Source organism: Streptomyces gilvus (genome assembly GCF_022513565.1).
Classification (GTDB): Bacteria; Actinomycetota; Actinomycetes; order Streptomycetales; family Streptomycetaceae; genus Streptomyces; species Streptomyces gilvus.
Genome location: NZ_JAKWBE010000012.1, coordinates 162,705 through 179,344, shown reverse-complemented (window position 1 = coordinate 179,344; position 16,640 = coordinate 162,705). Strand labels below are relative to the sequence as shown.

Annotated in this window: 12 protein-coding genes and 1 tRNA gene; 7 read left to right on the top strand and 6 right to left on the bottom strand. The window is 73.2% G+C overall.

The genetic code is table 11. The annotated features are described in order from the left end of the window. Nucleotides 1-108 precede the first annotated feature (108 nt). Nucleotides 109-1,095, top strand: a complete 987-nt coding sequence (locus MKW14_RS20380; RefSeq protein ID WP_240864258.1) for an aldo/keto reductase — start codon at nucleotides 109-111, stop codon at nucleotides 1,093-1,095. Next, the gene (locus MKW14_RS20375) at nucleotides 1,092-3,683 is read left to right on the top strand and encodes a helix-hairpin-helix domain-containing protein (protein ID WP_374116579.1); all 2,592 of its coding nucleotides are present in this window, start codon (nucleotides 1,092-1,094) and stop codon (nucleotides 3,681-3,683) included. The genes MKW14_RS20380 and MKW14_RS20375 overlap by 4 nt, the downstream gene beginning before the upstream one ends. A gap of 82 nt (nucleotides 3,684-3,765) precedes the next feature. Here MKW14_RS20375 and MKW14_RS20370 read toward each other — a convergent pair whose 3' ends face one another. Further along, nucleotides 3,766-4,467, bottom strand: a complete 702-nt coding sequence (locus MKW14_RS20370) for a hypothetical protein (RefSeq protein ID WP_240864254.1) — start codon at nucleotides 4,465-4,467, stop codon at nucleotides 3,766-3,768. A 47-nt stretch (nucleotides 4,468-4,514) separates the two neighbouring features. Between MKW14_RS20370 and MKW14_RS20365 the strand changes: the two genes are divergently transcribed. Further along, the gene (locus MKW14_RS20365; RefSeq protein ID WP_046732800.1) at nucleotides 4,515-4,703 is read left to right on the top strand and encodes a DUF5703 family protein; all 189 of its coding nucleotides are present in this window, start codon (nucleotides 4,515-4,517) and stop codon (nucleotides 4,701-4,703) included. Nucleotides 4,704-4,783: 80 nt separating this feature from the next. Here the strand turns inward: MKW14_RS20365 and MKW14_RS20360 are convergent, their stop codons facing one another. From MKW14_RS20360 to MKW14_RS20350, 3 genes are all read right to left on the bottom strand, one after another. Beyond that, the gene (locus tag MKW14_RS20360; RefSeq protein ID WP_240864253.1) at nucleotides 4,784-5,701 is read right to left on the bottom strand and encodes a chaplin; all 918 of its coding nucleotides are present in this window, start codon (nucleotides 5,699-5,701) and stop codon (nucleotides 4,784-4,786) included. A gap of 136 nt (nucleotides 5,702-5,837) precedes the next feature. Next, nucleotides 5,838-6,071, bottom strand: coding sequence for a chaplin ChpH (chpH, locus tag MKW14_RS20355; protein WP_240864251.1), 234 nt, complete (start codon nucleotides 6,069-6,071; stop codon nucleotides 5,838-5,840). A 136-nt stretch (nucleotides 6,072-6,207) separates the two neighbouring features. Then, a complete protein-coding gene (locus MKW14_RS20350) occupies nucleotides 6,208-7,533 on the bottom strand; it encodes a M20/M25/M40 family metallo-hydrolase (RefSeq protein ID WP_240864249.1) in 1,326 nt (441 codons plus the stop codon). 198 nt (nucleotides 7,534-7,731) lie between these two features. On the opposite strand from MKW14_RS20350, the gene MKW14_RS20345 reads away from it, so the two are divergent. The 4 genes from MKW14_RS20345 to MKW14_RS20330 all read left to right on the top strand — a co-directional run bounded on the left by MKW14_RS20345 (nucleotide 7,732) and on the right by MKW14_RS20330 (nucleotide 13,929). Then, nucleotides 7,732-7,819 (top strand) — tRNA-Leu (locus MKW14_RS20345). A gap of 300 nt (nucleotides 7,820-8,119) precedes the next feature. Continuing rightward, on the top strand, nucleotides 8,120-11,986 hold the full coding sequence (locus MKW14_RS20340) for a Pls/PosA family non-ribosomal peptide synthetase (protein WP_240864246.1): 3,867 nt from the start codon (nucleotides 8,120-8,122) through the stop codon (nucleotides 11,984-11,986). A 119-nt stretch (nucleotides 11,987-12,105) separates the two neighbouring features. After that, nucleotides 12,106-13,476: a M1 family metallopeptidase gene (locus MKW14_RS20335; protein ID WP_240864244.1), complete on the top strand. Its 1,371-nt coding sequence runs from the start codon at nucleotides 12,106-12,108 to the stop codon at nucleotides 13,474-13,476. Nucleotides 13,477-13,503: 27 nt separating this feature from the next. Continuing rightward, the gene (locus tag MKW14_RS20330) at nucleotides 13,504-13,929 is read left to right on the top strand and encodes a YchJ family protein (RefSeq protein WP_240864242.1); all 426 of its coding nucleotides are present in this window, start codon (nucleotides 13,504-13,506) and stop codon (nucleotides 13,927-13,929) included. A gap of 15 nt (nucleotides 13,930-13,944) precedes the next feature. Here the strand turns inward: MKW14_RS20330 and MKW14_RS20325 are convergent, their stop codons facing one another. Beyond that, nucleotides 13,945-15,330, bottom strand: coding sequence for a M20/M25/M40 family metallo-hydrolase (locus MKW14_RS20325; protein ID WP_240864240.1), 1,386 nt, complete (start codon nucleotides 15,328-15,330; stop codon nucleotides 13,945-13,947). Between the two features lie 92 nt (nucleotides 15,331-15,422). Then, nucleotides 15,423-16,637 carry a hypothetical protein gene (locus tag MKW14_RS20320; RefSeq protein ID WP_165955031.1) on the bottom strand — a complete coding sequence of 405 codons (1,215 nt, stop codon included), beginning with the start codon at nucleotides 16,635-16,637 and terminating at the stop codon, nucleotides 15,423-15,425. Nucleotides 16,638-16,640: the final 3 nt, after the last annotated feature.

The window sequence follows — 16,640 nt, the reverse complement described above, 5'->3', positions numbered from 1 at the left end:
ATGGGGTGTCACGTCCCGCACAGTGGCGGCGACGCGGGGTGCCGGGCCGGGAAACTGGTCGTCCACAGGCCCCCACACGGCCAGTTCAGGCCAGTAATGTCGGCGTTCATGGAGCAGAGGCATCTCGGCCGTACCGGCCTTCGCGTGTCCCGCATCGGACTCGGCACGCTCACGTGGGGCAGGGACACCGACGAGCACGACGCCGCGGACCTCTTGAAGACCTTCTGGGAGGCGGGCGGCAGTCTCGTCGACACGGCGGACGTGTACGGCGACGGGGAGGCCGAGTATCTGCTCGGACGCCTGATAGAAGGGCTGGTTCCGCGCCGGGACCTGGTGATCTCGACCAAGGCGGGCAGCGTGCCGGACCCGGACCGCCGTGTCGACGGCTCCCGCGGCCATCTGCTCTCGGCCCTCGACGCCTCGCTGGCCCGCCTCGGCACGGACTACGTCGACGTGTGGCACATCCACGCCTTCGACCCGTACACCCCGCTCGACGAGACCCTGCAGGCCCTCGACCTGGCGGTGAGCAGCGGGCGCGCCCGCTATGCCGGGGTGTCCAACTTCTGCGGCTGGCAGCTGGCCAAGGCGGCGACGTGGCAGCTGGCGGTGCCGGGGGCGCGCACACGGCTGGCGAGCACGCAGATGGAGTACTCGCTGCTGCAGCGGGGCGTGGAGCGCGAGGTCCTGCCGGCCGCGCTGGACCTGGGCATCGGGCTGCTCCCGTCCTCGCCGCTGGGCCGGGGAGTGCTGACCGGCAAGTACCGGGGCGACACCACCCCCGCCGACTCCCGCGGCGCCTCCGAGCACCTGGCGCCCTTCGTCGCGCCGTACCTCGACGACACGGCGAGCCGGATCGTCGACGCCGTCCGGACCGCGGCCGACGGGCTCGCCGTGACGCCCCTCCAGGTCGCCCTCGCCTGGATCCGCGACCGGCCGGGAGTGACCGCGCCCGTCATCGGTCCGCGCAACGCGCAGCAGCTCACGGCGGCATTGTCAGTGGAGGCCCTTAGTCTTCCTGACGAGATCTGCCGGGCTCTCGACGATGTGTCGGCGCCCGTGCACCGCTATCCCGATCACGACTGGAGCACGCTGTGAGCACGGAGCCCGAGACCACGGAGGAGAACGAGCCGGGGACACCGGGCGGCACACGCAAGCCCGACACACCCAAGCCCCCTACGGCGCCGGGCGCCACCGGGTCGAAATCCGCCGGGACGGCTGAGGCGGCGGGTGAGGAACCCGGAGCCCGGCCGACTGCACCCGGCAACATCGGGCCGGAATCCGACCAGGCGGCTGAGACGGCGGGTGAAAAGACCGCGGCTCGACCGACGGACGCGGGCGACACCGGGGCTGCATCCGACGGGACGGCCGAGACAGCGGGTGAGGAACCCGGAGCCCGGCCGACTGCACCCGGCGACACCGGGCCGGAATCCGACCAGGCGGCTGAGACGGCAGGTGAGAAGGGCGTGGGTCGACCGGCGGAAGCGGGCGATGCCGGGCAGCTGTCCGCCGGGACGGCTGAGGCGGGGCCTGGCAGCGCCGGGCCGGCGTCCGACGAGGCGGGCGGTGGGGAGAGCGGTGCGCAATTGTCCGAGGCTCAGGCCGAGTTGGTGGCTCAGGAGATCGAGCGGGAGCGGATCGAGCGGCGGAAGGCGGAGAAGAAGGGGCCCATCGAGAGCGGGGGCAAGCTGAGCGGTAAGGCCGCCGATCTGCTGGCCGCCGTGCGGGCCGTGGAGAGCGGCGCCAAGCCCATGGCCACCGCCTTCACCGAGCCCGCCCCCGCCCCGCGCAGGCCCGCGCCGGAACCGGTAAGGCGCCCGCAGCCGACGCCGGAGGCCGCCGCGCCCTCGGCACCCCCGGCGGAGAACGTCGAGGCGGTACGGGGCGTGCTGACCGCCGGCGGCGCACCCGAGGCGCTCGCGGCACAGGTCGCCGCCGCCCTGGGCGAGGGAGCGGACGAGCGGCTGCGGGCGGACCCCTGGCTGCTCCTGCGGGTCGCCGGTGTGCGGCCCGAGCAGGCCGACGGTTTCGCGCGGGCGCTGCTGGGCGCGGACGCCGGGCCGGACGACGAGCGACGGGGCCGGGCGCTGACGGGGTGGCTGCTGGAGCAGGCGGCCGTCGCCGGGCACACGGCGCTGGAGATGCCCGCGCTCACCGCCGCGCTGGCCCAGCGGGGCGTGCCGGACGCCGACGCCGCGGTGCAGAGCGCCGTCGCGGAGGGCGAGGCGCTGGTCTTCCAGGACGCCCTGGACCCGCGCGCGCCGGAGCCGGCGGACGACGAGGAGAGCGAGGAACGGCCGGTCCGTGTCCTTGTCGGCCTGGAGCGCCTGGCCCTCGCCGAGGAGAGCCTCGCGGACGGTCTGGCCCGGCTGGTCAACTCCGTGCCGAAGGAGGATGGTTCGGCCGAGGAGTGGGAGGGCGCGGCGGCAGCGGCGAAGGGTTCGACCGCCGAGCTGATCCGCTCGGTCGCCGCCCACGGCCTGGTCCTGCACACCGGCGGCGAGGCGTCCCTCGCCGAACCGGCGGCGCTGCTGCGCACGGCCGACGCGCTCGGTCTCCGCGCCTGGGCGGCGGCCCACACCCCGACCGGCCGCGACCGCTTCGTCCGGCTGTGCGGCGCGGCGGGCGGGCCCGCCACGGACAGTCCGGTTGCGGGCGGCGCCTCGGAAGGTGCCCGTGCGACGGCCCCCGGCGGCCCCTCCTCGACGGCCGGCTCCACGCAGGCCGCACCCCCGGTCGCCACCGTCGCCGGCCTCCTCTCCGGGGCCGAAGGGCCCGGCCGGGATGCCGACGGCGCGCTCGACCTGGACTTCCTCGTGGTGCTCGACGCACCTCAGCTGGACATCGAGAGCGCCGCCCTGCTCGTCGAGTCGCTGCCGGACGGTGCGCGGCTGGTGCTGTCCGGGGATCCGTCGGTGCTGTGGTCGGCCGGCCCCGGGAGGGTGTTCGCGGATCTGCTGGCCGCGCGGGTCTGCCCGCAGGTCGCCTCACGGACCCCGGACCCGGGCCCCCTCGGCGAGCTGGTCTCCGGCATCGGCGTCGGGGAGCTCAACCAGGTGGATGCGCCCGGCAAGGAGGTCGTGATCGTGCCGGTGCGGGACGCCGGCGAGGCCGTGCACCGCACCGTCCAGCTGGTCGCCGACTCGGTGCCGCGCGCGATCGGCGTCCCAGCCGAGCAGACCCAGGTGATCACTCCGGGCCACGGCGGAGCGGCCGGCACCCGCGCCCTCAACGCCGCGCTCAAGGAACGTCTCAACCCCGGCCCCGGCCGCTTCGGCGGCTTCGACCCCGGCGACCGCGTGGCCTACTCCCCCACCCCGGGCCGTACCCTGCCGGGCCGGGTCGTCAAGGCCGACGCGGACGGCCTGCACCTGTCCTGCGCGGGCGGCCCTGTCGTCGTACCGAAGGATCGGGTGGAGCAGTCCGTGCGCCATGGGTGGGCGCTGACCGCGCACCAGGCGGTGGGCATGCGCTGGCCGGCGGTGGTCGTGGTCCTCCCCGGGGACGCCGCCCAGGCCCTCAACCGACCGTGGGTCTACACGGCGTTCGGCCGGGCGGACCGCCACCTCTCCGTGGTCCACGGCGCGGAACAGGCACTGGCCAGAGCGGTGTCCGAGATCCCGCCCAAGCCGCGGACGACCCGCCTGCCCGTCCTCCTGGCGACCCAACTGCCGACGTCCGGCTGACCGGAGCCCCACTCGGGGACATACGACGGCGGCGGCCACGGAATCATCCGTGACCGCCGCCAGGCCCGCCTCGCGGTGAACGTCAGCGATCGATGTCCAGGGGCTCCAGATCCTCGTCCCCGTCGAGCTCCCCGTCGAGGTCGCCGTCCAGCTCGCCCTCCAGGTCCTCCTCGAGATCGTCGTCCAGCTCGTCGTCGAACACCGCGCTGACGTCGAACCGGCAGATCACGCTCTGCGGATCGGCCCCCTCGAACGGCGCCTCCAGCCACTCCCCCGCCTCGGCGGGATCCTCCGCGGCCGTCACCCACAGCGTGGAGTCGCCCTCCTCCAGCCCGAACTCCTTGTGCCGCGAGGCGATCTCGTCCGGCTCGAACTCGCCGAAGAGCACCCCCAGCGCCCCCGGCACCGTGCCGGAGACCTGCGTGCCGTCCTCGTCCGCCGCCTCCACCCGCTGCGCCTGGGCCAGCAGCCGCTGCGGCTCCACCACGGTGTAGTCGCGGCGGATCAGCACGCTGAGCGCGTTCGGCTCCTCCGGCCCCGTGTACGGCGGCAGGGAGTCGTCTGCGCCGGGGATCTCGAAGGGGGTCACCTCGTCGTAGCGGTCGTAGAGCAGCTCGTCGTACGCCTCGGCGGCCGCCGCCAGCTGGTTGAACGCCTCGTAGACGGCCGGGTCGTCCTCACCCGACCTGCGTTCGACCGCCGCCAGATGACGGTCGAGCGCGGTCTTGACCGCCTCGGCGGCGGCGCGTACCTCGGCAGCGGTGGGCTGCGCAGCATCAGACATAGTGCAGACGCTATCCGTACCTGGCCCCAGCCCGCACAATAGATGCGATGCCGGAATACGAATTTGTCGACGTGTACGTGCCTCGCGGGGTGTCCCGCAAGGAAGCCACACGCCTGCTGACGGACCATGCCGAGTACGGACACTGGGAGTTGGACCGCCTCAGCCTGATGCGCGACGGCAGCCGCAGGGTGCGGCTGCGCCGGCGGATCATCCGCCAGGTACGAGCCACGTGGTGAGCTGAGACGGCGACGGAGACCGCGCACACGGAGCGGGCCCCACCGAGGCGGGGCCCGCTCCGTGACGCGTTCACGCGGTGCTACGCCCTCGCGCGGGACCTGCGGTAGAGGACCGTGCCGCCGAGCAGCGCGCCCGCGCCCACCGGGAGCAGGACGCCCAGCGGCAGGTCGCTGCCGGTGTGGGCGAGCTGTGCGCCGCCCAGGGGGCTGCTGACCGTCTGGGTGCCCGGGTGGTTGACCTTCGAGGAGCCGCCGGGAGTCGTGCCGCCCGGCGCGGACGGCGTGGACGGCGTGCCCGGGGCGCCGGGGTTCCCGGGCTGCGTCGGACCGCCGGGCTGGCCCGGAGTGCCGGGACTGCCCGGCGTACCGGGCGGCGTCTGCTGACCGCCCCCGGGAGGCGTGTCCTGACCGCCGCCGGAGCCGCCGTTGGCGCAGTCGTCGCCCGTGGTGGCGTTGCCGACGCCGACGACGTCGACGGTGTTGCCGCACGCGTTCACCGGCACGTCGATCGGTACCTGGACGTGGTTGCCCGAACCGACGCCGGGCGAGCCGCTCGTGTGTCCGCCGGCCTGCGAGCCGCCGCCTCCGCCGTGGTTGGCACACGTGTTGCCCACCGCGGGGTTGAGCACCCCGACGACGTCGACCGTGTTGCCGCACGCGTTCACCGGCACGTCGATCGGCGCCTGGACGAGGTTGCCCGAACCGACGCCGGGCGAGCCGCTCGTGTGTCCGCCGGCCTGCGAGCCGCCGCCTCCGCCGTGGTTGGCACACGTGTTGCCCACCGCCGGGTTGAGCACCCCGACGACGTCGACCGTGTTGCCGCACGCGTTCACCGGCACGTGGACCGGAACTTGCACCGTGTTGCCCGACAGCACGCCGGGCGAGTCCGAAGCGGAGCCGGCCGCCCATGAGTCGGCATGGGCGTAACCGCCCGCGGCGGCGAGGACGCCGGTCGCGGCCGCCACGGTCATCAGGCCCTTGCGGGTGGCCTGTCGCATTGCTGAACTCCCTGCCTTCGATATCTGACCTGGGTTTCGCGGACCTGAATCACGCGCAAGGCCGGTCGCCCCCGGGGCACATGGTGTGTGCCCCGGAGCCGACGGGCGTGCACGGACGACCCTCAGTGGGCCGAGGTCACTGGTTGACGCAGGTGTTGCCGAAGGCGGGGTTCAGCAGTCCGATCACGGAGACCGTGTTGCCGCAGACGTTCACCGGGATGTGCACGGGAACCTGAACGACGTTGCCGGAAACGACACCCGGGGAGTGCACCGCGGCACCCTGAGCGCCGGAGTCGGCGACGGCCAGGCCCGCACCCGCGAGAACCAGACCACCGGTGGCAGCCGCAGCAGCGACGACCTTCTTGATCATTATTCCTCCTTGTTGGCAATGCGATCCCAAGTAGCGGATCGCATCACCTGTAACGAGGAGGGAGTAATGGAGCTACGAGCTTATGAGCGGATTCACTCTTCCCAGTCAGTTCCGTACAGGCTGGCGATTACCGGGGTCACGACGCGTCGATGAAACGGTCGAGAACGCGCACGCCGAACTTCAGGCCGTCCACCGGGACCCGCTCGTCGACGCCGTGGAACATGCCGGCGAAGTCCAGCTCCGGGGGCAGCCTGAGCGGCGCGAAGCCGAAGCCGCGGATGCCGAGGTCGTCGAAGGACTTGGCGTCCGTCCCGCCGGAGAGCATGTACGGGATCGCCTTGGCGGTGGGGTCCTCGGCCAGCAGCGAGGACTGCATGGCCTCCACCAGGGCGCCGTCGAAGGAGGTCTCCAGGGCCTTGTCGGAGTGCACGTCCTCGCGACGCACCTTCGGGCCGAGGATCCGGTCCAGGTCGGCGAGGAACTCCTCCTCGTGCCCCGGCAGGAAGCGTCCGTCGACGTGCGCGGTGGCCTCGCCCGGGATGACGTTGACCTTGTAACCGGCGCCCAGCTGGGTGGGGTTGGCGGTGTTGCTCAGCGTCGCCCCGATGAGCTTGGCGATGCCGCCGAGCCGGGCCAGCGTCGACTCCATGTCCTCGGGATCCAGCTCGGTGCCGAGCGCGTCGCCGAGTTCGTCGAGGAAGGCACGGGTGGTCTTGGTGACCCGGACCGGGAACCTGTGCCGACCGAGGCGCGCGACGGCCTCCGAGAGCTCGGTGATCGCGTTGTCGCGGTGGATCATCGAGCCGTGGCCCGCCGTCCCGGCGACGATCAGCTTCATCCAGTGCATGCCCTTCTCGGCCGTCTGGATCAGATAGAGCCGCCGCTGCTCGCTCACCGTGAACGAGAACCCGCCGACCTCGCTGATCGCCTCGGTCACGCCCTCGAAGAGGTCCCTGTGGTGGTCGACGAGGTGCCGGGCGCCGTACGTGCCGCCGGCCTCCTCGTCGGCGAGGAACGCGAGCACGATGTCCCGCGGGGGCCTGCGCCCGCTCCTGAGCCGGTCGCGCACGACGGCGAGGGTCATCGCGTCCATGTCCTTCATGTCGACGGCCCCGCGCCCCCACACGCACCCGTCGGTGACCTCGCCGGAGAAGGGGTGGTGGGTCCAGTCGTCGGCGTTGGCGGGTACGACGTCCAGGTGGCCGTGGATCAGCAGCGCGGGCCGGGACGGGTCCTCGCCCTCGATGCGGGCCACGGTCGAGGCGCGGCCCGGGTGCGATTCGAAGATCCGCGGTTCCAGTCCGACCTCGGCGAGCTTCTCGGCGGTCCACTCGGCGGCCTTGCGCTCGCCGGGCCCGGAGTGGTCGCCGTAGTTGCTGGTGTCGATCCGGATCAGTTCGCGGCAGAGGTCCACGACCTCGTCCTCGCCGGTGACGGTCCTGGTCGTGTCCGTGTCGCTCACGCTGCTTCCTCCCGCTGTCACTGCTGGTGGTTCCCCTCATCCTCCCTCCGACCCGGGCCGGGCCCCAAGGCCGGGCCCGGCCCGTCACACGCCGTTCACGCCGGGGCGGGGCCGCGACGGGGGGTGATCGGGCACCCCCGGGAGCCTGGTAATGTTTCCTTCGTCGCCGCGGGGGAAACTCCGCACGACAGACACCTTGTCCGGGTGGCGGAATGGCAGACGCGCTAGCTTGAGGTGCTAGTGCCCTTTATCGGGCGTGGGGGTTCAAGTCCCCCCTCGGACACCAGCCGAAGACCCCGGCCGCTCAGCGGCCGGGGTCTTCGTGCGTCCCCTCCCGCCTGTCCGCGAAGCATCCTCACCCTCGGTGTGGGGCATCTCTCCCCTGTGTGAAGATCACCAGGTCAGAGGGCGTTGACGGCGTTCCGAAGCCGCCGGACGGGTGCTCCCGGGTGGCCGATCAGGGGGCATGTACCTAGCGTCGTACTAAGATTTCCGGTTTGTTACGGAGCTGGAGGAGGACAACCCCAGGCAGACCTGCGGGCCCGCCAGCGCCCCGGAGGCTTCCGGGATCGAGACGCGAGGACCGATGGCAGCCATAGACGAGAGCAGTGCTCTCGGCCTGCTCGACGAAGAGCTCAGCGCTGAGATCCAGCAGCAGTTCGGTGACACCGCACGTTTTTCGGGAGGTCAGGCGGCCTCCCCCCGCACGCTTGTCGACATCTTCGACGCGTCCGTGCGCTCGTACCCGGACGAACTCGCCCTGGACGACGGCACGGTCCAGCTCACCTACCGGGAACTGGCCGGCGAGGTCGAGCGGCTGCGGCGCGAGCTAGCCGCGGTCGGCGTCGGACTCGGTGACCGCGTGGGCGTCCGCGTGCCGTCCGGCACCAACGACCTGTACGTGGCGATCCTCGCCGTGCTGGCCGCGGGAGCCGCCTACGTCCCGGTGGACGCCGAGGACCCCGACGAGCGGGCCGAGTTGGTGTTCGGGGAGGCCGGGGTGCGGGCCGTCGTCGGGGCCGCGCACGAGCTGACCGTCACCGGGCGGGGTGACGTGCCCGCCGCCCGCCCGGGTATCGAGCACGACGCGTGGATCATCTTCACCTCCGGCTCGACCGGCAAGCCCAAGGGCGTCGCCGTCAGTCACCGCAGCGCCGCCGCGTTCGTCGACGCCGAGGCCGCGCTGTTCCTCGCCGAGGACCCCATCGGTCCCGGCGACCGGGTGATGGCGGGCCTGTCGGTCGCCTTCGACGCGTCCTGCGAGGAGATGTGGCTGGCCTGGCGCTACGGCGCCTGTCTGGTGCCGGTCCCGCGCTCGCAGGTCCGCAGCGGCGCCGACCTGGGTCCGTGGCTGGTCGAGCAGGAGATCACCGTGGTCTCCACCGTCCCGACGCTCGCCGCGCTCTGGGAGCCGGAGACCCTCAACGACGTCCGTCTGCTGATCTTCGGCGGCGAGGCCTGCCCGCCGGAGCTGGTGCAGCGCCTGGTGACGGAGGGGCGCGAGGTCTGGAACACCTACGGGCCGACCGAGGCGACCGTCGTGGCCTGCGCCTCGCTGATGAGCGGCGAGGAGCCCATCCGCATCGGTCTGCCGCTGGACGGCTACGAGCTGGCCGTCGTCGACGAGGCCGGGGCGCCCGTGCCGATGGGTGAGAGCGGGCAGTTGGTGATCGGCGGGGTCGGTCTCGCCCGGTACCTGGACGCCGAGAAGGATGCGGAGAAGTACGCGCCCCTCGAATCGCTGGGCTGGGAGCGGGCGTACCGCAGCGGTGACCTGGTGAAGGCCGAGCCGGAGGGGCTGGTGTTCCTCGGCCGCGCCGACGAGCAGATCAAGCTCGGCGGGCGGCGGATCGAGCTCGGCGAGGTGGACGCCGCGCTGCAGGCGCTGCCCGGGGTGGCCGGCGCGGCCGCCGCCGTGCGCACCGCCCGCAGCGGCAACCAGCTCCTCGTCGGCTATGTCGTCACCCAGGACGGCTGGGACCACGCGGCCGCGGTGGAGAAGCTGCGCGCCGAACTGCCCGCCGCGCTCGTGCCGTTGATCGCCCCCGTCGAGGACCTGCCGACCCGTACGTCCGGCAAGGTCGACCGCAACGCGCTGCCCTGGCCGCTGGAGGGTCTGGAGACCGGTGGTCCGGCCGAGCGGCTCTACGGCACCGAGGCGTGGCTGGCCGAGCAGTGGACGGAAGTCCTCGGCATCCCGGTCACCGGCGCCCGCGACGACTTCTTCGCGATCGGCGGCAGCAGCCTGGCCGCCGCCCAGCTGACGACGAGGCTGCGCACCCGCTACCCGAGCGCGGCCGTCCTCGACATCTACCAGCAGCCCACGCTGCGCAAGCTGGCCCGCCATCTGGAGGCGTCGGCGCAGGACGACGGCGCCCGGCGCACGATCGCCCCGGTGCCGGTCCGCGCCAAGGCGGTCCAACTGCTGCTCCTGGTGCCGCTGTTCACACTGCTCGGTCTGCGCTGGACGATCGTGCTGGCCGCGCTCGGCAATCTGCTGCCCGCCTGGTCCTGGCTGCCGACGGCGCCCTGGTGGCTGCTCGCGCTCGGCGGCGTCGCGCTGTTCAGCCCGCCCGGACGGCTCGCGATCGCCGCGGGCGGCGCCCGGCTGCTGCTGCGGGGCGTCGAGCCCGGCCGGTACGCGCGCGGTGGCGGTGTCCATCTGCGGCTGTGGACGGCCGAGCGGCTGGCCGAGTTCAGCGGGGCGACCACGCTGACCGGTTCCTGGCTGGAGCGGTACGCCCGCGCGCTGGGCGCCAAGGTCGGCCAGGACGTCGACCTGCACTCGCTGCCGCCGGTCACCGGCATGCTCAAGCTGGGCCGGGGCGCCGCCGTGGAGTCCGAGGTGGATCTGTCCGGCTGGTGGCTGGACGGCGACCGGCTGGAGATCGGGCAGGTCAAGGTCGGCGCGCACGCCACCGTCGGCACTCGCAGCATGCTCTTCCCGGGCGCCCGCGTCGGCAAGCGCGCCGAAGTGGCCCCCGGTTCCGCGGTGAACGGGCAGATCCCGACCGGCCAGCGCTGGGCGGGCGCGCCCGCGGTCAAGCTGGGCAAGGCCAAGCGGAACTGGCCCAAGGAGCGCCCGCAGCGCGGCACGTACTGGCGGGTGATGTACGGCCTGACGGGCCTGGTGCTGTCCGCGCTGCCCCTGATCGCGGGCGGGGCCGCCCTCCTCGTGGCGTACGCCCTGATCGATCCGGCCGCGCCCCTGCGCGGTGCGGCGGTCGCCCTCGTCCCGGCGACGCTGGCGTTCGGGGCGGCGTACGCGCTGCTGATCCTCGTCGGCGTGCGGCTGCTGAGCCTGGGCCTGCGGGAGGGGACGTATCCGACGCACAGCCGGACCGGCTGGCAGGCCTGGACGGTCACGCAGCTGATGGACCGCTCGCGCGAGACGCTGTTCCCGCTGTACGCCGGGCTGGTCACGCCGGTGTGGCTGCGGCTGCTGGGGATGCGGATCGGGCGGGGCGCCGAGGTGTCCACCGTGCTGGCGCTGCCCAGCCTGACGACGGTCGGCGAGGGCGCGTTCCTGGCCGACGACACGCTGACCGCGCCGTACGAGCTCGGTGGCGGCTGGTTGCGGATCGGGCGCGCGGAGATCGGGCGGCGGGCGTTCCTGGGGAACTCCGGGATGACCGCGCCGGGGCGCAGCGTGCCGGACGGCGGGCTGGTGGGCGTGCTGTCCGCGACGCCGAAGAAGGCGAAGAAGGGCAGTTCCTATCTGGGGCTGCCGCCGGTGAAGCTGCCGCGGAACGCCGAGAGCGGCGACCAGAGCCGGACGTACGACCCGCCGGCCCGGCTGCTGTGGGCGCGCGGGCTGGTGGAGCTGTGCCGGATCGTGCCGGTGTTCTGCTCGGCGGCGATCGCGGCCGGTACGGCGGCCGTGCTGTGTCTGCTCGGGCCGTGGGCCGCGCTGCTGTCGGGTGTCGTGCTGCTCGGGGCCGGTGCGGTGGCCGCGCTGGTGTCGATCGTCGCGAAGTGGCTGCTCGTGGGCCGGCACCGCACCGGGGAGCACCCGCTGTGGAGCGGTTATGTGTGGCGCAACGAGCTCGCCGACACCTTCGTCGAGGTCGTGGCGGTGCCCTGGCTGGCCGGTTCCGTGCCGGGCACGCCGGTGATGACGGCGTGGCTGCGCGGGCTCGGCGCCCGGATCGGCAAGGGTGTCTGGGTCGAGAGCTACTGGCTGCCGGAGACCGACCTGGTGACCCTGGAGGACGCGGCGACCGTGAACCGGGGCTGCGTCCTGCAGACCCACCTCTTCCACGACCGGATCTTGCGGACGGATACTGTTGTTCTCCGTGAGGGCGCCACGCTGGGCCCTGGCGGGATCGTGCTGCCCGGCAGCATGATCGGGGCCCGCACCACCCTGGGTCCCGCGTCGCTCGTCATGGCCGCGGAGTCCGTTCCGGACGACACCCGCTGGCTCGGCAACCCGATCGAGGCATGGCGTCCCTGAACGCGGGCCACTGGGAACCGGCCGCCGAAGGGGCGCGCCGTGGTCGGGAGGCGAAAGGTGTCGCGTGCGGGGCACCGGCGGGAGCGAGTGGTTCGACGGCGCAGGGAGCAGAAGCGGCAGTGGCAGTTCAGCAGTCGGGTGGTTCGGACCCGTACTTTCCGGAACACGGTGATGGCCGTTACCGCGTGCACCGGTACGAGCTCACGCTGGACTACCGTCCTGGTCCCAACCGGCTGGCGGGCAGTGCCCGGATCAGCGCCATAGCGGGTCGCTCGCCGCTCGCCGAGTTCACTCTGAACCTGGCCGACTTCAAGATCGGCCGGGTCAAGGTGGACGGCCGCCCGGCGCACTACACGCATCGCGGCGGCCGGCTGCGGGTCCGTCCCGCCAAGCCGGTCCGCCCGGGTGCCGCCTTCCCGGTCGAGGTGCACTGGTCGGGCAATCCCAAGCCGGTCGCCAGCCCCTGGGGCGGGCTCGGCTGGGAGGAGCTGGAGGACGGGGCGCTGGTGGCGAGCCAGCCGATCGGGGCGCCGTCCTGGTACCCGTGCAACGACCGGCCCGCCGACAAGGCCTCGTACCAGATCTCGGTCACCACTCCGTCCGCGTACGCGGTGGTCGCGGGCGGGCGGCTGCTGACCCGTACCACCAAGGCGTCCACCACGACCTGGGTGTACGAGCAGGCCGCGCCGACCTCCAGCTATCTCGTCGGTCTGGCGATCGGCAAGTACCAGACGGTGCTGCTGGGCGATCCGGGGCCGGGCGGGGTGCCGCAGCACGGGCACATCCCGGCGCATCTGCTGCCGGAGTTCTCCCGGGACTTCGCGCGGCAGCCGCAGATGATGGACCTGTTCCAGGAACTCTTCGGGCCCTACCCGTTCGACGAGTACGCGGTCGTGGTGACCGAGGAGGAACTCGATGTGCCCGTGGAGGCACAGGGGTTGTCGCTGTTCGGCGCCAACCACGTGGACGGGGCCCGGGGTTGGGAACGGCTGGTGGCGCACGAGCTGGCGCACCAGTGGTTCGGCAACAGCGTGTCCATCGCGGACTGGCGGCACATCTGGCTGAACGAGGGGTTCGCCAAGTACGCGGAGTGGCTGTGGTCGGAGCGGTCCGGCGGGCGCAGCGCGCAGCAACTGGCCGCCGCGGCGCACCGGTTGCTGTCCTCGCGGCCGCAGGATCTGCGGCTGGCCGATCCGGGACGCAAGTCGATGTTCGACGACCGGCTCTACGAGCGCGGCGGGCTGGTGCTGCACGCGGTGCGCTGCGCGATGGGCGACGAGGCCTTCTTCCGTATGCTGCGCGGCTGGGCGGGACTGCACCGGGGCGGGGCGGTGACGACCACGACGTTCACGGCCCACGCGAACCGCTACGCGGACGAACCGCTGGACGGCCTCTTCGACGCCTGGGTGTACGGCACCCGGCTGCCCGCGCTGCCGTCCCAGATCCCGGCGCGTCCCACGCACCCGCCGACCAACGCCGAGTCGGCGTAGGCGGGCGGGCCGGGCAGAATGGCCCCCATGTCCCGACGCCCCTCGCCGTCCCGGCGGCAGCACGGTTCCGCGCCCGTCCGCGCCGCCTCCTGTCCGTGCGGTCTTGCGGAGACGTACGACAAGTGCTGTGGCCGCTTCCACCGGGGTGAGGCGGCCGCACCCACGGCCGAGGCGCTGATGCGCTCGCGCTACAGCGCGTTCGTCCGGCGGGACGAGCCCTATCTGCTGCGCACCTGGCATCCGCGGACCCGCCCCGCCCGGGTCGACTTCGACCCCGGGATGCGCTGGACGGGCCTGGAGATCCTGGCCACCGCCGACGGCTCGCCCTTCCACACCACCGGCACGGTGACCTTCCGCGCGTCCTTCAGGGGCGGCACGCTGCACGAGCGGAGCCGCTTTGAGCGGGTGGAGGGGGCTTGGGTGTACGTGGACGGGGAGTTCCTCGAAGACTAGGGCTGGTTCCAGGGCCTAGAGCGCGCCGAGTTCCCCGTACAGGCGGACGCAGGTGTCGGTTCCCCGGTGCAGGCTGCTGAGGGCGAAGCGTTCGTCGGGGGCGTGGATGTTGTCGTCGGGGAGGCCGAAGCCCAGGAGCAGTGTCCGGGTGCCGGCGGTTGCGGCGAGGTCGCCGACGAAGGGGATGGAGCCACCCGAGGGCAGCAGGAGGGGCGGCCGGCCGAAGACGGGGGTGGTGGCCCGGCTTGCGGCGGCGACCGAGGGATCACGGAGGTCCATGCGGTACGGCCCGCAGGAGAAGAGCGGTGTCAGCCGCGCCCTGACCCCGCGCGGGACGCGCTGCGCGAGATGGGCGCTCAGGGCGCGGAACACGGTGGCCGGCCGCTGTCCGGGCACCAGACGGATACCGAGGTCGGCGCGGGCCCTGTGCGGGACGGCGGCGCGGGCCGCGGCTTGCAGGGCGGTGACGACCACGGCCGGGCGGACGGTGGCCCGTTCGAAGGCGGAGTGGCCGGGTTCGCCGTGTCCGTACCGGAGTCCCGCCGGGGCGAGGAACCGCTGGTCGGTCGGTCCGTCGCGGGCGAGGCGGGCGCGGGTGTCCGGGTGCGGGGGGCGTACGTCGTCGTAGAAACCCGCGACGGCGACACGGCCGTCGGGCCGGTGCAGGCTCGCCACCAACGCGCACAGCACCTGGGCGGGTTCGGCCACCGCGCCTCCGTAGGCACCGGCGTGCAGGTCGGTGGCGGGTCCGGTGACGTCGAGGCGGACGGCGAGGGAGCCGCGCAGGCCCGTGACGAGGACGGGGGTGTGCGCATCCCGCATCCGGGTGTCGGAGACGACGGCGAGATCGGCGCGCAGGAAGGCGGGACGGCCAGGCAGGTGGTCCCGGAGTGCGGGACTGCCGATCTCCTCCTCGCCGTCGAGGACGATCCGCAGGTTGACGGGCGGGCCCCCGGTCGCCAGCCAGGCCTCGATCGCGGCGAGTTGGGCGACGAGCTGCCCCTTGTCGTCGCCGGCCCCGCGGCCGTGGACGTACCCGCCGCGGACCGTGGGGCGGAAGGGGTGCGTGGCCCAGGCCGATCGGGGTCCGGCCGGCTGGACGTCGTAGTGACCGTAGACGAGCACCACGGGGGCGCCGGGTCGCCGCAGCCATGCGCCGGTGACGTACGGCGCGACGCGCCCCGCCCGCACGGTGACCGCGTCCAGACCGATGCGGCGCAGGTGCGCGGCGAGCAGCTCGGCACAGGCACGCAGGTCGGCGCGGTGGGCGGGGTCCGCGCTGACGGTGGGGTGGCGGATCAGGTCGCGCAGGAGGGCCAGGGAGCGGGGGCGACGGGCGCGCGCATGCCGGAGGGCGGCGGCCGTACGAGCGGAACCCGTACGGCCGCCCCCGAGTGGCACGCTCCCGCCGGGAACGTGGACCGCGGCAGCGGGCCGAACCGTTTCCCCGGGGGCTCTCCGCGCGCGGTCGGCGCCGGTCTCACCGCTTCGGCTCACACACGCGCCCCGTTGAGCGGTGCGGTGACACGGCCCCGTGTCCCGCCGGCCGGACCCGTGCCGCGGACCGCCGGCGGGGCCGGCGGCCGGGGGCGGGTGACGCGTTGGGCGCCTGCGACCGGCGCGGCGGAGCGGTCCCAGGGCATGCCCCGGCGGTCCTCCTGGCGGACGGCGACACCGAGCGACTGGGCACTGGTGAGCCATTCCTCCGCACTCTCGGCGATCTCCAGCAGGAGCGTCTCGAACTTGGCGCGCTGGGTCTGCAGCAGATGCGGCTGGGCCAGCCAGCGCAGGACCTCGCGGCCGGCGATGCCCATGCGCTGGCGCGGTGAGGTGACCAGGCGCTCGCCGAAGTACTGGGCGAGCACGATCTCCACGACGTCCCAGGCGGTGTCGGCGCCGTACAGCCGCCTGATGTCGTCGGAGCCCAGGATGCGGTAGGCCTCGTCGAGGAGTTGCATGACCTCGACGCGGAGCACGTTCACATGGCCGTACGAGGTGAACTTCAGGTTGTTGCGCAGGTCCAGGCCGGCCCGGCGGACCACGGCGATGCTGCCGAAGCTCGGGTCGTAGGCCCGCTCGCGCACCACGTCCGCGATCCGCTTGTCGCGGTGGAAGAGCGCGACCTGGTTGACGAAGTGCTCGAAGAGGCCGTGGAAGTCGCCGTTGGCGCGGGATCCGGAGGGGACGGGCGCCCTGCCGTAGCCGAAGGCGCGGCGGTAGGCGGCCAGTCGGTCCCGGCGCGTGTAGCGCAGCACCTCGCGGCGGTCGAACTGGTAGAGCGCGTAGGCGCCCGCACCGCTGGACAGGTACACGGCACCCGCGCGGAACAGCTCCTGGAGTTTCTGCACGGCGCGGAACACGCCGATCATCTCGTGCTGGTAGATGTAATAGAGGTCGGCCATCGCCACGAGCCGCTCGGACGACACCGTCTCGTCGTACGGCTCGATCGCCTGCGGCAGCCTGGTCTTGCCGAGGGCGTCGGCGGCCTGGTCGCCGATGCCGACCAGTTGGGCGAGGCCCTTGTCCGGCGGCGGCTTCTGCTCCAGGTCGGCCTTGACCGCGGACTGCAGCAGGTCGTCTATCTGCTTCGTCAGCACGTCCGCGAGCTGCGGATCTGCGACGAGCTGCGCGGACAGCCGGTCGGTGACGGTCTCCCGGAGGGCCGCGATGCGGTCGAGGAAGGCCTGGTAGTCCTGTTCGTTCGCCATGGG